13 protein-coding genes are annotated in these 13,165 nt (G+C 39.1%); all 13 read right to left on the bottom strand.

Annotation, left to right across the window (positions count from 1 at the left end):
- Positions 1-149 precede the first annotated feature (149 nt).
- Positions 150-1,229, bottom strand: coding sequence for an HNH endonuclease (locus FC093_RS21720; protein ID WP_137263920.1), 1,080 nt, complete (start codon positions 1,227-1,229; stop codon positions 150-152).
- A 238-nt stretch (positions 1,230-1,467) separates the two neighbouring features.
- Positions 1,468-1,992, bottom strand: a complete 525-nt coding sequence (locus FC093_RS21715) for a hypothetical protein (protein WP_137263919.1) — start codon at positions 1,990-1,992, stop codon at positions 1,468-1,470.
- Between the two features lie 214 nt (positions 1,993-2,206).
- Positions 2,207-2,620, bottom strand: coding sequence for a putative toxin-antitoxin system toxin component, PIN family (locus FC093_RS21710; protein WP_137263918.1), 414 nt, complete (start codon positions 2,618-2,620; stop codon positions 2,207-2,209).
- Positions 2,604-2,834, bottom strand: a complete 231-nt coding sequence (locus FC093_RS21705) for a hypothetical protein (RefSeq protein WP_137263917.1) — start codon at positions 2,832-2,834, stop codon at positions 2,604-2,606. The genes FC093_RS21710 and FC093_RS21705 overlap by 17 nt, the downstream gene beginning before the upstream one ends.
- A 381-nt stretch (positions 2,835-3,215) precedes the next feature.
- Entirely contained in the window at positions 3,216-3,689 is a 474-nt protein-coding gene (locus FC093_RS21700) for a hypothetical protein (RefSeq protein ID WP_137263916.1), read from the bottom strand.
- Between the two features lie 239 nt (positions 3,690-3,928).
- Positions 3,929-4,723 (bottom strand): hypothetical protein, encoded by a 795-nt coding sequence (locus FC093_RS21695; RefSeq protein WP_137263915.1) that lies wholly within the window; start codon positions 4,721-4,723, stop codon positions 3,929-3,931.
- A 243-nt stretch (positions 4,724-4,966) separates the two neighbouring features.
- The gene (locus FC093_RS21690; RefSeq protein WP_137263914.1) at positions 4,967-5,647 is read right to left on the bottom strand and encodes a hypothetical protein; all 681 of its coding nucleotides are present in this window, start codon (positions 5,645-5,647) and stop codon (positions 4,967-4,969) included.
- A 249-nt stretch (positions 5,648-5,896) separates the two neighbouring features.
- The gene (locus tag FC093_RS21685; protein WP_137263913.1) at positions 5,897-6,388 is read right to left on the bottom strand and encodes a hypothetical protein; all 492 of its coding nucleotides are present in this window, start codon (positions 6,386-6,388) and stop codon (positions 5,897-5,899) included.
- An 887-nt stretch (positions 6,389-7,275) separates the two neighbouring features.
- Positions 7,276-7,965 carry a hypothetical protein gene (locus tag FC093_RS21680; RefSeq protein WP_137263912.1) on the bottom strand — a complete coding sequence of 230 codons (690 nt, stop codon included), beginning with the start codon at positions 7,963-7,965 and terminating at the stop codon, positions 7,276-7,278.
- 117 nt (positions 7,966-8,082) lie between these two features.
- Positions 8,083-9,210, bottom strand: coding sequence for a tyrosine-type recombinase/integrase (locus FC093_RS21675; RefSeq protein ID WP_137263911.1), 1,128 nt, complete (start codon positions 9,208-9,210; stop codon positions 8,083-8,085).
- 145 nt (positions 9,211-9,355) lie between these two features.
- On the bottom strand, positions 9,356-11,314 hold the full coding sequence (mobC, locus tag FC093_RS21670) for a conjugal transfer protein MobC (RefSeq protein WP_137263910.1): 1,959 nt from the start codon (positions 11,312-11,314) through the stop codon (positions 9,356-9,358).
- Between the two features lie 18 nt (positions 11,315-11,332).
- Positions 11,333-12,607, bottom strand: a complete 1,275-nt coding sequence (locus FC093_RS21665; protein ID WP_137263909.1) for a relaxase/mobilization nuclease domain-containing protein — start codon at positions 12,605-12,607, stop codon at positions 11,333-11,335.
- Positions 12,592-12,987 (bottom strand): plasmid mobilization protein, encoded by a 396-nt coding sequence (locus FC093_RS21660; protein ID WP_137263908.1) that lies wholly within the window; start codon positions 12,985-12,987, stop codon positions 12,592-12,594. Before FC093_RS21660 ends, FC093_RS21665 begins: the two co-directional genes overlap by 16 nt.
- Positions 12,988-13,165: the final 178 nt, after the last annotated feature.

Below are 13,165 nucleotides of genomic sequence, written 5' to 3'. Positions count from 1 at the left end.
GCTGTAGTAACATCTATGAGCTGAAGAATATTCAATCATGTAAATCCACAGCGTACTAAATCTATCTCTTTATGTAGTACCTTTATTCACATATCACCCCTCGAAAACCGCTTTACATAGGATACTCTTGTTGTAGGTAGGCAAAGTTGTCAATTACGCTCTCTTAAATTAGTCTGGTCCTTGTTACTTTTTCCAATATTACAAATGTCACATAATGTTTGATAATTGTCTAAATGGTCTTGTCCACCTTTTGATCGTGGTATAATATGGTCAACGTGCAAAACTATTCCGTTGTCTGTCGTCCTGCCACATGATACACATCTCCAATTGTCCCGTTGAAATACTTGCCAACGCAAAGCTGGCATGACCTTTATCTTTGCTTCAGCTAATTTTAATAAATTAATTTCTTGATGTGAATTATCCTTTTTAGTTGGTTCATCTAATGAAGATTTCTCTTCGTCAATGGAATTTATAAACCAATCTTTCAATAAGCCTATTTGTTCGTTTAATAAAACAGAATTTCCACTTGCCAATCGTAAGTAGCTGTCATATATCGGATAGAAAGTTATGAACTCACTTACTAATAGTTCTATTTCATTATTTGAAATTGGGTATTTGATTGTTCTTGAAAAATACGGTAAGTCCAAAATTTCAATATCTCTTTGCCATTTGAGATAATCAATAAAACAGATAAATGGATGTATCTTATATGAGTCATTTTCCTTTGCATAATATTTTTGTAAGGAAACTTTTGATTCATTAACAAGGTTTGCAATTTCATCTGCATACTTCAAATGAAAATCATAAAACAAGGAATTATCCTTCATTGTCAAATTATATCTGTTGGATAAGAAAAAGAAGCTCAATCCATCTTCGTCTAAACTGAATGTTAGCGAAAATGGTATTATCATTGGTGGCTCACCATTCTTTTTAAGCATGGATTTCCAAAGTTCAACATTTCTTTTCCCACCCAAACCTGCTTCTGAACGTGTATAGTCTATATCAAATTCTTTTGCCCTTGTCTTGCGAAAGTTAGGAAATTTTAAAACCGTTGAAAGCTCTAAAACATTTATTTTAAATCTTTCATTTGTCAGAGAAATAGAATGGTTAGTAATTATTTCAAGTCTTGGTAAAATTGAATGTCTAATCGCTTCTGCTCTTAGTTTCAAGTCATCAACTAAAAATAAATTTTTATCGTCAAGGTCAAAACTAACTTCTTCAAATTTCATAATGTCTGTATTGCTTACCTACAACGAACAGGGCTTTGTGCAGGCAGGGCATTGTTTATTGTACAGCCCGGAACTGAAGCCCAGTAAAGAAATAAAAGTATAAGATAACAACTAAAGCCCAAAAGAATTCCGTCCACCCGAACCAAAGTACAGCGATGCAAACAGCCGAAGTTTGAACGTCAAGCCCTGCTTGCACAAAACCCCATGTTAGCGGTAGTTTTAGTCATAGTATGTCAACTTATTCTCGTATTTTTTTAAGTCTCAATAAGGCGAAAAGTTGCGAAAAAGGGTCAAAATATTGTTTCCCTTTCCCCTTTGATTTTACTTGGCTTAATAAGTCAAAATAGTTGGAATAATAAAAGCTGGATATTCTCTTATTTATTTTTTCGTTTTTTATAAACCAAATGGCTTCGTGTTTGCTATATTTTGAGTCCTCGTCCACGGTAATGAAATAGTCAAAGTCTGTCCAATTACTTCTTTTTCGCAAAAAGGGCAACAAGGGATTTATAAAAGTAATGCCGTCCTTGTCTGCAATAATTCGCTTGCATTGTGTCATAAGCAAAATCAAAAAGAGAAATAAAACTCCGAATAAAATTACATAAGCTATTCTAGCTCCATTGTCATTCACTAAGTCTACTTTGTCTACGCTTATTTTGGATGCGGTCAATAATTTATAAACACCAAAGCCTATTAATAAATTTAGTCCGAGGATTAGTCCGAAGCCACCAAAGATTTTATATTTTGAATGTACGTGGTCTGCCATAAAAATTACCGCTAACGTTAAACGGCTTGCTGCTGTGCCGGGAGTTCATATTCGTCAGCCCCGGACTAAAGCCGATTGAAAAACCAAAGTACAAAATATATTCTTCTGTTCATCTGCGTTCGGTCAGCCGGAACTGAAGCTGATAAGCGAACAAAATGCTGATGCTGCGTTCCGTCTGCCGGCATAGCAGCAAACCGCCTGTTGTGCGTTCGTGCTATCGATTTAAGACCTCAAAGAATTCTTTCGGTGACACAATCTTTGTCCCTTTATATTCGGTCATCTTAAAATCGTTAGTGTTTCCTGTTACAAGGTAGTCCGCACCACATGTTTCAGCAAGTTCCAAAAGCCGATTGTCAGGCTCGTCGCTTATTAAGGTCACCTTTGTGGTTGGCGTAAACTTCAATGCATACGTCCCAATGTCTCTCAACAAGGCTTGTGCTCTTGTGTGAAAGTCCAGAAATTTTGCAAACTTCTCACGGTTCAGCACCTCTACATATTCAGCAAAAAGCTCCTCAGAAATGCAAAGTTGAAGGGTGGAGTCAACAAAGACACGGTCAACAATGAAGTAAGGATAACTTCTTTGAATGTTAGCTGAAACAAGTACGTTAGTATCAAGAATGAGGCGCATTTTTATTTCTTACGGCTTTTACTTCTTCGGAAATTTCATCCATGCTCATATTGGAAAGTCCGTAACGCTCAGCAAGTTCCACCGTCTTGACTAAGTTTTGGCGGCTCAGTTCACGGCTCACCATGTCAACAAAGTCAGAAAAGGAAAGCCGGTCAGCTTTAAACCCGAATTTCTGATATTCAAGTTCAGAAATGTCAATGTTAATCGTTCGCATACCAAAGTATTTGTCATTCCGAAGTTACAGTATTTCGTCTGTTTAAATCTGTCCCGCCGCATGACGCACAACGTTCGAGGCTTTGCGTTCGTGGCGGTATTTATTAACGTCAAGCCTGGAACCGAAGGTAAATTAAAAAACAAATGTTCAAATTAAAAACAAAAGCCCAAAAGCGTTCCGTCTGCCGGATAATAGTTGATAGTAATTTGCTGCCGATTGTTATTCCGTCAAGCCGCCATGACGCAAAACCTTTTGTTGTATGCCGTATTTCTTGTGTCACACGGTAAGGCTATAAATTAAATTTTATGCTGTCAAATGATTTCTGGGGTCGTTTATATTTTTTAGATGATAAAGAATTGAGCCAAGCCATTCAGTCCGAGCTTAAGGAGTTATCTCTTTTGAAGAAGTATCAGAAACAACTTTTTCTGTTTTGTCTGATTGCGTTGGTTGTGTGTCTTTGCCTTTCCATAAGTCTAATAATATTGGTGAAATGATTGCTCCAAATACAAAACTTAGTATGGATAGTAATAGCCAATGTCGCTTTTGCCAATTGTCAAGTTTGATGTTGTCAAACTCTAAATTTTCTTTTTGTTGTTGTCGAGCAGCGGCATTTGTTAAGGTGTTGTATTCGGTCTGCGCATTGTCAATAGTTTGCCATGTTGGAGGCAAAACATCTGGAACTCTCTTTATAAGCTTTTCATTTTCCAATTGTTTGATAATGTCACCCAACGAATGTGCTCGGTCAGTGCCGCCGTTAATATTTAAAAATATTTCTTTGGTGGCAAAGTCTGTCCAACTTAGCCTGCCATTTTCTACAAAGGCTTTAAGAACTGAAGTCTTGTTAATGTCAGACATTTATAAACAGTTAGAAGGTGTCAAATAATATGGCATACAACGTTGAAGTATTTGCGATGGCAGGGCATCGAGGCTCGTCACGCTTGTACCGCAGCTGATTTTTGTTTTATTGCCGAAGATAATTACAAATGTTCAACAGCGTTTGGTCAGCCGATAACAAAAGTTGAATAGAATTACTGTTGATGAAGTGCGTTATGTCGCCCCCTGCTATTGCAAATATTTTTGTTGGCAGAAGTTTTTTAGAAGGAGTTATAATCGATTTTCTCAAATCTGTCATTTTCCTTTTTTAAAACAGACCAGTCAAAATCATATTTATCATCATCTACCCAGTTTGTTGGAAACTCTATCTTCAGATAATTTCCGATTCCGAATTTTCCATCAAAGTAACTGTCAGTCCCGACACTTAGCGATGCTTCGCCAGTCGTAAAACTTTCGCAGTTAAATTGTGATGATAATAAAACAAATAACCCACAAAAAGCATTTATTAAATTTTCGAAATTTGCCAACTCAAATTTATTGTTTCGGTCATGCTTTGATTCGTTATACGCCTGATACCATGATAAAGAGCCATTCTGCGCCCAATTTGCAAATGGTCTATATCTATGATTTATACCTCTCCAGAATGGCAATTCAGCTACATAATTGTCGAGATGATGAGTTTTATTAACCTTGATGTAATCATTCAATGTCCAATAATCCTCTGTTTTTGATTGACCAGATTTATTTCCAGATTTAAAAGTTGGTGTATAAATATTTTCTCTTAAAATAGCTTTGAAGTTTGCTTCAATTTCAATACATGTTCGCATTAAAAGTTCGTGTATTCTGAATGAAAAAGTTTTTAGATTTACGTCTGCCGGTTCAATAAAGTCGAATAAATTTTTAATGTCTTCTTGCAAAAGTAAAAATGCTCGTGTATAATGATGCGGCGAGTCTGCATACTGCTTGTCAACTATAAATGCCCAACTGCTATAACCTGAATTTGGTCTTTTAATAAAACTTCTATAGTTTCTGTGATAAGGTTTTGTCAGTGCCATGAACAAAAATCAGTTTGGTTTTTTTAATTTGTTAGGTGTCGAATAAAATTTCTGCCAACGTTCATCGGCTTGGCGTTCGGTGGGGAATTTATTGTTCGTCCAGCCGATACTAAAGCCGAATAGAATTATTGATGATGAATTTAAGAACTAAAGCTGAATGTTGAACGTCGTGCTGGAACTGTTGTTGATGGATGCAATAAGTTGATGGCTTATTCGTCCAGCCCCACTGACGCCAAACCGCTGTTACCTGCCGTTTTTTGTCGCACCGGTTGTTGCCAAACTAAAGTTCACTTGTCCACCTAAGCCACAAGCAACCATGTTAGCCGAATATTTGCCGTCTCGCATGTTCGTCAACTCTATGCAGGGCGGGCAGCCGTCATGAAACAAGTGAAGCTTTTGATTAAACGAATGGTCTATACCTGCAAGCGATATCTCTGTCTCTGTCCCACCACAAGGCATAATCAAAAACCAATTCTTTTGGCTTGCTGTCCGAGTAAAAGTAAGCGGTTTACAATCTCCTTTTCCTGTCTCGCAACCTTCCCAATATTCAAAGTCGATAACGTCAATCTTAGCTTGTTGTATTCCAATTTTTGCGTCATAGTCAGGGCAAATGAAGTAGTTCTTAATAGTAGTTGGCTCTGGATATTTATTTAATGTTAGCAGGACGGTGTCAAACTGTTGGCTGTTCGCTTTGTAAAAATAGTAGCCGACTGTAATTGTGTCGCCTGCAAAGGTGGTGTCAGAAAAGTCTTTCAGTATTGCAAATTTTGAAAAATGGATTTTGTCACCGCCTTCATACGAAACAAATTTTGCCAATGCTTTTAAATGCTGACTTGTCGGAACACTTTGCTTTTGTGTTTGTCCGCAAGATTGTAGTGCCTGTGTCAGTAGGAAAGTTGTCAAAAATAGAAGCAGTCGGGTCATGGCTTTTCTTAATAGATGCAATTGTTAAGGACTTTGCACAAATGGCAGGTAACGTTGAAGCATTTGCGATGGCATGGCAATAGCGAACTGTCAGCCTGGAACAAATGCTAAATTGAAAAACTGTTGCTGAAGTTAAGAACTAATGCTCAATAGCGTAATGTCTGCCGGAACTAAGCTGAAAAATGATTTGCAGCCGATGTGCCAACTTCCAGCCATGCTATTGCAAATGCATTTGTTGTGCGTAGGTTTTTAGTCATCACTTTTGAAAAACCAAGGGTCCCATTTTTTGCTTGTCCAAAAACCTTTTTGTTTTTTCGTTACCAACTTGCCGTTCTGAATTTTATAAAGTCTCCCTTTTTTAAAGAACAATTTATCTGGATAGTTCATTCTGTTTTGTCCGCCGGATGAAAGAAGCATAGCAGCAAATTCTGTTTGCGTAAAGCGTTCAGGAATTTCATCTGTCGACAAAATGAGTGTGTCGGAAAGAATGCCACTTGAATTTGTCTGGCTTAAAGTGTCAAAGGTCGGAACCATTTCAAAATAAACAGTGTCGCCTGTTAATCTCCAAGTCCCTTTTGTCCAACTGGCGGACATATCAAAATTCCAAGTGTATTTGAAAGTTCTGTCAGCGTTGAGCAGAATGTGGCTCCCAAAATAGTCACGATAGCGTCCGACAATTTTGTCTTGACCAAACAAGCTTAAGGAAAGTGTCAGTAAAAATATTATCGTCAAAATCTTCATAGTAGTTTGGTCGTCCGGCAACTTACGCACAACGCCCACCGGCTTGCTGCCGGAGCGGCATTCCGTGATTAGTCAGACCAAATATAGCTGAAAAAGCTCATTAGAATTCCTGCTGTTCAGCCGAGTTCCGTCCGCCGCTATGGCAGCAAGCCACCTGTTATGTGCCGAACAATTCGTGTCCACTTTGTTTTGCTGCTGAATGTGTGTTGTCAAGTCGGCAAAAACAGTCAATTTTTGAATGTGCTGCAAGCTGAATTTATCGTCTTGCAAGTGTCGCACTAAAACTGTGTCATAAAAGTTTGAATTATAAAAAGCAGCTGACGTGTCGCCCAGGAAAAAGAGGCAAAAAAACAAAGGAACTTGCACCGTTTCGTCTGTCCACAAAAAGCAAGTATCCAGATGAAAGCCAACATAAAACTAAAGTCTTGTGTCCGCCTGATGTAAATACTTGAAAAAACCGGATGCTGAAAGTTATGTGTCCGTACAGACAGATGATTGTCTGCCGTGATGATTAACGTGTCAACTGCATTCTGTCCACCTGTAAAGAGTTGAGCGATTGTCCAACCAGAAATAAAGTGAAGCCTGCAAACTGCGTTGTGTCCACCAATAAATGCAACAGGGTTGGGCAGTCACTCAAGTCTTATGAATGATAAAATACGTTTGATGTGTCAACCTACACTGCTGTAAATGGTCGGTCTGTATGGCACATAACGTTTAAGGCTTGGCGATGGGCTGGCATTCAATGAACGTCAAGCCCGAACGTCAGCCAATTGAAAAACTATAGCCGAAGATAAATACAAAAAGCCGATATTTGTTCGTTTGCTGGAACTATTGCTGATAGCGAACTACAGCTCATTGTTATTCCTTCAGCCAGCCTATTGCCAAACCTAATGTAAGCTGCTGCTTTTCTTCTTTCGGTATGCAAGAACCTGAAAAATGAAAAATAGTCCGCCTGCATAAGCTAACTCAAATCCAGCCCAATTTATTTTTGATTTATTTGGTAGAACTGCAATTAAAATTGGAATTGCCACCAAACAAATTCCTGCGAAAATTGCTAATACCAATCCAAGTCTAGTTTCATAAATTGTCTTTGACCGTTTAATATCATTTGATGCTTCCGAATCCTTTGTATTGTAAGTTTGGACTCGTCCTTCAAAAGAACTAACAAATTTTTGAAAGTCATCGTTGGTCGTGCTGGTATTATGCCAAAGTTTTATTGTCCTTCCGTCTGTTAGTTTGAGTTTGAATAGGTCAAAGTTTCTGTCTGGTTGATATTTATATTCTTGAATGTCACTCCAACTAAAGTTTAAGTCTGGTTTATTATGAAAAATAAATTGCCCAAGCCATCTAAGTTGAATTTCATTTTCAGTTATAGTCCATTCAGTCATAGCTCTCGCTGTAAAACGTGTGGCATAAAATGCACCACCAATTATAACGATAGTCATTGCAATCGCAACAGGTGGATTTCCTTTTGTCGGTAATAAAGCAATTCCTAAAGCACTGCCAGCAAAAATTACTGTCAGAAGTGTCAGGATGTAAATAACCCAAGAGGATGCTCTAATTTGAAATGTCTCCATAAAGTAGCAGCTTACGCGTAAATATATGATATTATATGAAATAGGATATTAAAATTCACTATTGATAATCAGCGTCTTAGTATTATACAATTTAGATTGTAGTTGCGTCAATACAACTTACCACTCAATAGAATGGTTGTTCAGCAAGTCGTCCAGCGGGCTGATAATATTTACCAGCTTGCGCCTGCTTACATGCAGGTAGCGTTCCGTTGTTTTAATATTAAAGTGCCCTAGTAGCTCTTTTATATAACGGATATCTACCCCCTTTTCCAGCAGGTGCGTTGCAAAGCTGTGCCGTAAGCTATGAATCCCCACTTCCTTTTTGATCCCTGCTTTCTCTTTTGCATTAGTAAATATCTGCTGCACGGTCCTGGGTGGATAAGCAGTCCCGCTTTGCTCACTTTCAAACAGATACACCTTGGGTTTGGGTGTATAACTTTGTACATAGCTCCTTAAAATGTCCAATAGCATTGGACTTAGATTTACATACCTGTCTTTTTTACCTTTAGCCCGCTGAATCATTATTTGCATGCGCTGACTATCTATATCGGCTATTTTAAGGTTAACTACCTCACTTACCCGCAAGCCGGCGCTATAAGCGGTAAACAGCATAGCCTTATGTTTTTTGTTGCTAAGGGCGGTAAAGAGCTTTCTCAACTCCTCTTCATTTAAGAGTTTAGGTAGCTGTAGCGGCTTTTTAGGTCGGGGGATATCCAAAAACATTTTTTCCCGATGTAATACCTGTTCATAGTAGAACTTTAGGGCATTGATACGGCTGTGAACGCTGTTTTCACTAAGTCCTTCCTTAATGCAATAAACGATATAACGCTGCAGATGCTGTGGTTGTAAATCCTGTACAGGTATAGCACCCAGCAGTTGCAGCAGTTGAAGGAATTCGTTCCGATAGGTGCGGATAGTAGATGGACTGTAAACCTTTAGCATTAATTGTTGAATGAATAAGTGCAGTTGTGCACTGTTGTTGGTACCCAGCTGTGGCACCGACAGCACGTTGCATTGCGGTACAGCAGGAGTCAAAGACACATGGAACGGTTCTTCTTGCAAGGGCAGGCCGCACTTCTGTCGGTTCTCCGGCGTATCCGGTATAGTCCAGCCCCTTAGTGTTTTGCTCCAGCGGGCACCCGCAACTGCTTTTATGCGATTATTCCAGGAAGCATTATTAGCGAAAACGAGTAAAATGCGGTGCTCACCCCGGTGAAATACGAGCTGATACTTGATAGCGGGCATAAGGTTTTTAATTTCTAACAAGATTGCACAAATATATAAATATTAATATATTTAATCGCAATATTACTGACAATATCTGTAAGTAATTTTTAACTAAAAACCCACAGCGCAGTCATCACCCGCTAAGCTATTTATGGAAGAAGGTTTAATTATCTGTTTTCCTTTTCAATGTACCAACTTCCTTTTCAATCAACTGCTTAATATCCAGCTTTACCTGATAATAGTTGTCTGTAACTTGTTCCTGGCTTACTTCTGTTATTGCAGGTATGCTTTTGTATTGAGCCACTTCTTTATTTAGTTTTTCTGCATCATTTACAATCTCCGCATGGAAAGCTTTCAGCTTAATCTTCTCATGTGGATCATCCGCCACCATACCCACAAACTCACCGGAAGAAAGGGAGCTTATTTTAGAAGCTGGAATGGCATAGTCCAACTGGGTAGAACGGCTGATAGATGTGTCCATTCTGTTGATAGAAATACTTTCTTTTTCCTGTAGTATTTTCCCGAATCTTTCAGAGAGCACTTTAGCTGTATCACCCATCACCTGACCACAGATGACATTGCCGGTGATATTTACAATTACATCTGCCTGTTCCCTTCCGTAATCTTTACGGAGTTGGCTAAAATCCTGCATGGCTAACGTAGTGGCTACCTTATTGCTTCTGGCGGTAGCAATCACTGCATCCATGTGGTTAAAGAAAATGGTGGGAAATTCATCAAACACCAGGCTGCATGGTAATCTGTCTTTTTTGTTTACCTGTCGTACTAATCTGGAGATGTACAGCGACAGCACAGCACCATAGATTTGCTGCTTTTCAGGATTGTTGCCCATGCAAACAATTTTGGGATGTTCCGGGTTGTTTATGTCGAGGGTAAAATTATTTCCCGAAAGCACCCAGTAGAGTTGCGGAGAAGCTAACCGCGCCATACCTATCTTGGCAGAAGCAATCTGTCCTTCCAACTGCTCCATCGCATCGTTCTGGTAAGCACTCATAAAAGGGTTTACCAGCACTTCAATCTCAGGTTGTGTATTGAGTACAGGGAACAGTTCATCATAACTCACCTGCATCAACTCGATTACATGTGGTAACGTGCAGTATTTGCCTTCTTCATATCGACGTAGAAACCAGATAACCGCAGTCAGGAAGTTGATGGGTGATTCTACAAAGAAATCTCCCTGCTTATTGATCCATTCTCTATTCAAGCCAAGTAGTATTGCCCTGGCAGATTCTGTAGCATCGGTAATGTCGTGCATGGAAGCAGGATCTAAAGGATTGCAGCGGCTGGATTGGGAGAGGTTGTCAAAGGAGATAACATGAAACTCGGGAATAACGCTATAGGAGCCCACATTTGCCCACAACCAGTTGTAGGCAATCTTACTCAGGTCATCGTATTTGAAGTCATAGATGAACATGGCAAAGCCCTTTTCAATGTGCTGCTTGATTATATGCTGAATTACAAACCACGACTTGCCGGCTCCGGGGCTTCCCACTACCAGCAGTCCACGAAAAGGATTAATGATGTTTATCCAGCTATTGCGTACTTTTTCTTTCAGCTTATAGCGTGCTGGCAGGTTAATGGAATAGCTGTTTTGAAGCAGCCGTTCCTCCTGCGGAAACGTTTCATTCAAGTCATTAAAAATGTCCTTAGACAGGCGTACTTTTATTAGCCTACTTAACTTAGAGCCGCTGCTTAGAATAAACAAATACCCAATTACTGTAGTGGCAATGTATGTTATTGCTATTTTTTCAGGTGAAACATTCAGGAAAAAAATCAGCCCGCTTGCAAAGTATATGGTGATGCCCACAACCATATACCAGATCAAACCTTTCAACTGCTGCTTTTCGTCCTTTTTTCCCTTCGCTCCTAAAAGTGATACGATGAGCAATCCCATGGCTATGTATTTTGCATTATTGAAGTGATGGAAGAGTCCTGTATTTTCTACATTTTTCAATATGTGATCTGTTAAGGGTAAAGTAAGCTTCCAACTGTGGAAAGCTGCATAACAGTAAAAGTAACAATGCAGCATGAGGATGAACATGCTGCCTAATCTTGTAAAGTCTAAAATCTTTCTCAATCCAGATTCATTTTCACCAGTAGACATAACAACAGATTTTTATAGTTATAAATTCCTGTCCTTTTTCTTTCTTCTCCTGTTCTTTTTTAATAGTTGGGCAGGTACGTTTTCATAAGTGATTTCAGGAGTAATAAGGTACTGTAGTAAGTTGTCTTTTTGAACGTCTTTACCTTCGTCAAAGTGCGGTTGATTTTGCGATGGCTGATGAAATGCGGGATTATGCGTAACGCTTTGCGTTTGCATTCTCTCTTCCATCTCCTTTGTTAATGGTTGCGTTTTATAAAAATGTTGTTGTATGGAGGCAATACTATATGCTTTCCCTATTTCACTACCATTAAAAACAGCTTTATTTTGATTGTCCACAAGGGTGATCCCGTAAATGCGCCCTTCTTCGTTTTGCCTTAATACAGTGTATACATTCTTCTTTGCAAGTAAACCCATCAACTCCTGCATACTTGCCGGAGAAAGTTGAAGCACTTCATCCAGTATCTTTTTTAATAACTGTTTTGGCTCCTCTCTTTTTCCTTTGTTTACTTCAAATTTTTGTTCCAGCAAGACAAGTGTTGGCTTGCTATTGATTGCACTCGCTTTAATGGGAACACCTATTTTGTTTCCCGCTTCATCCAATACTCTATAAACCAGCCCGCCATGTTTGTAAATGCGTCCTTCTGTTTCTCCTCTGTCAGCAACAACATTGTACTGCTTCAGCACTGCATTAAACTGGGCAAAGGAAGTGTAATTGTACTGGTTAATAACACTGTTTACCACATTAGCAATACTTCTTTTTGTTTCGTGCTTACCGTAAACTACTTTCTTTGCATTAATTGATCTAATTACCAGCTCCTTTTTTTGCTGTTCTGTCGGCACCAATCCAAACTCCTGTTCAATTTCTTTCCTTGCTTTTTCCGATTGGTTACGACCAATGTTGTGCGTGTTAATTCTGGAGCCATCCTGGCGTATCGTGGTGCTTACAATATGCAGATGCGGATGACCTGCATCCAAATGCTGATAAACAAAATAAGGCTGTTCCCCAAAGCCAATCTTTTCCATATAACTTTCAGCAATAGCCATCAACCGGGTTTTGTTCAGCTTTTCAGTTGGGCTGAAGTTGAGTGAAACGTGGATTGTTTTTGTACTTGCCCGTTCATTGAGGGCATTGAGGTTTTCAAATACCGCCAGTTTTTGATGAAAGTTCATCTTATGCACTTCACTCAAAACATTACCTGCTCCGATGCATTCAGCAACACTTTTCTGCACTTTCTGTTCATTATAGTTGAGTGCACCAATAACGAACCTGGGAAACGTTATTTTAGCAACCATTCGTCATAGAGTTGAGCAATGCGGAATTTAATTTCTTCTACGTTGGCATTTACGGCACGCTGTAATGATTCATTGAGAATGAGCCAGGTTCTGAACTCCGGTATTTTTTCTAAAATGTGCAATTTTTTGACTGCCTGGTTGAAGTTGTTGCTAATACCGTTTAAATCTTTTTTGAGTTGCAGCATACTGCTTAAAAAATCATCTGCACTCTGGTTGCGGTATTTCACAATTACCGGCTGCTGCAAACAGATCTTTCTTAAGTAGGTACTCAGGTGTCTGTGGGTGGTGTTTTTCCATAGCTTTTCCAAATGTTCATACTCACTGTCGTTCATACGCATCTTCACAAACTTTGTTCTCACTGTTTTAATCTTCTTTTCCATACGCCTCTATTCCTCACTTTGATTATTTCCGAACTCTTAAACCTCTTTACTCAGCTGCCTTGCGACTTTGGAGCAACAGGGCTGTACACTTCCAAACGTGCCACGTTTGTACATCTTGCCGTTTGCGGGATCAGGCAAACTTCTTCCTGCTTTTCAATCAGCACTTAAAAGTATTTAG

The sequence above is a fragment of the Ilyomonas limi genome, from assembly GCF_005233845.1.
GTDB classification, from domain to species: Bacteria; Bacteroidota; Bacteroidia; order Chitinophagales; family Chitinophagaceae; genus Ilyomonas; species Ilyomonas limi.
Note: the sequence above shows the minus strand (reverse complement) of the source record. Positions and strands in the feature narration are given on the sequence as shown.

What these genes read in the sequence shown, in the direction of transcription:
- FC093_RS21660 (WP_137263908.1), bottom strand. Translation starts at nt 12,987, where the DNA reads ATGGAAAAGAAGATTAAAACAGTGAGAACAAAGTTTGTGAAGATGCGT.
- FC093_RS21715 (WP_137263919.1), bottom strand. Translation starts at nt 1,992, where the DNA reads ATGGCAGACCACGTACATTCAAAATATAAAATCTTTGGTGGCTTCGGA.
- FC093_RS21665 (WP_137263909.1), bottom strand. Translation starts at nt 12,607, where the DNA reads ATGGTTGCTAAAATAACGTTTCCCAGGTTCGTTATTGGTGCACTCAAC.
- FC093_RS21720 (WP_137263920.1), bottom strand. Translation starts at nt 1,229, where the DNA reads ATGAAATTTGAAGAAGTTAGTTTTGACCTTGACGATAAAAATTTATTT.
- mobC (WP_137263910.1), bottom strand. Translation starts at nt 11,314, where the DNA reads ATGTCTACTGGTGAAAATGAATCTGGATTGAGAAAGATTTTAGACTTT.
- FC093_RS21675 (WP_137263911.1), bottom strand. Translation starts at nt 9,210, where the DNA reads ATGCCCGCTATCAAGTATCAGCTCGTATTTCACCGGGGTGAGCACCGC.
- FC093_RS21695 (WP_137263915.1), bottom strand. Translation starts at nt 4,723, where the DNA reads ATGGCACTGACAAAACCTTATCACAGAAACTATAGAAGTTTTATTAAA.
- FC093_RS21680 (WP_137263912.1), bottom strand. Translation starts at nt 7,965, where the DNA reads ATGGAGACATTTCAAATTAGAGCATCCTCTTGGGTTATTTACATCCTG.
- FC093_RS21710 (WP_137263918.1), bottom strand. Translation starts at nt 2,620, where the DNA reads ATGCGCCTCATTCTTGATACTAACGTACTTGTTTCAGCTAACATTCAA.
- FC093_RS21690 (WP_137263914.1), bottom strand. Translation starts at nt 5,647, where the DNA reads ATGACCCGACTGCTTCTATTTTTGACAACTTTCCTACTGACACAGGCA.
- FC093_RS21685 (WP_137263913.1), bottom strand. Translation starts at nt 6,388, where the DNA reads ATGAAGATTTTGACGATAATATTTTTACTGACACTTTCCTTAAGCTTG.
- FC093_RS21705 (WP_137263917.1), bottom strand. Translation starts at nt 2,834, where the DNA reads ATGCGAACGATTAACATTGACATTTCTGAACTTGAATATCAGAAATTC.
- FC093_RS21700 (WP_137263916.1), bottom strand. Translation starts at nt 3,689, where the DNA reads ATGTCTGACATTAACAAGACTTCAGTTCTTAAAGCCTTTGTAGAAAAT.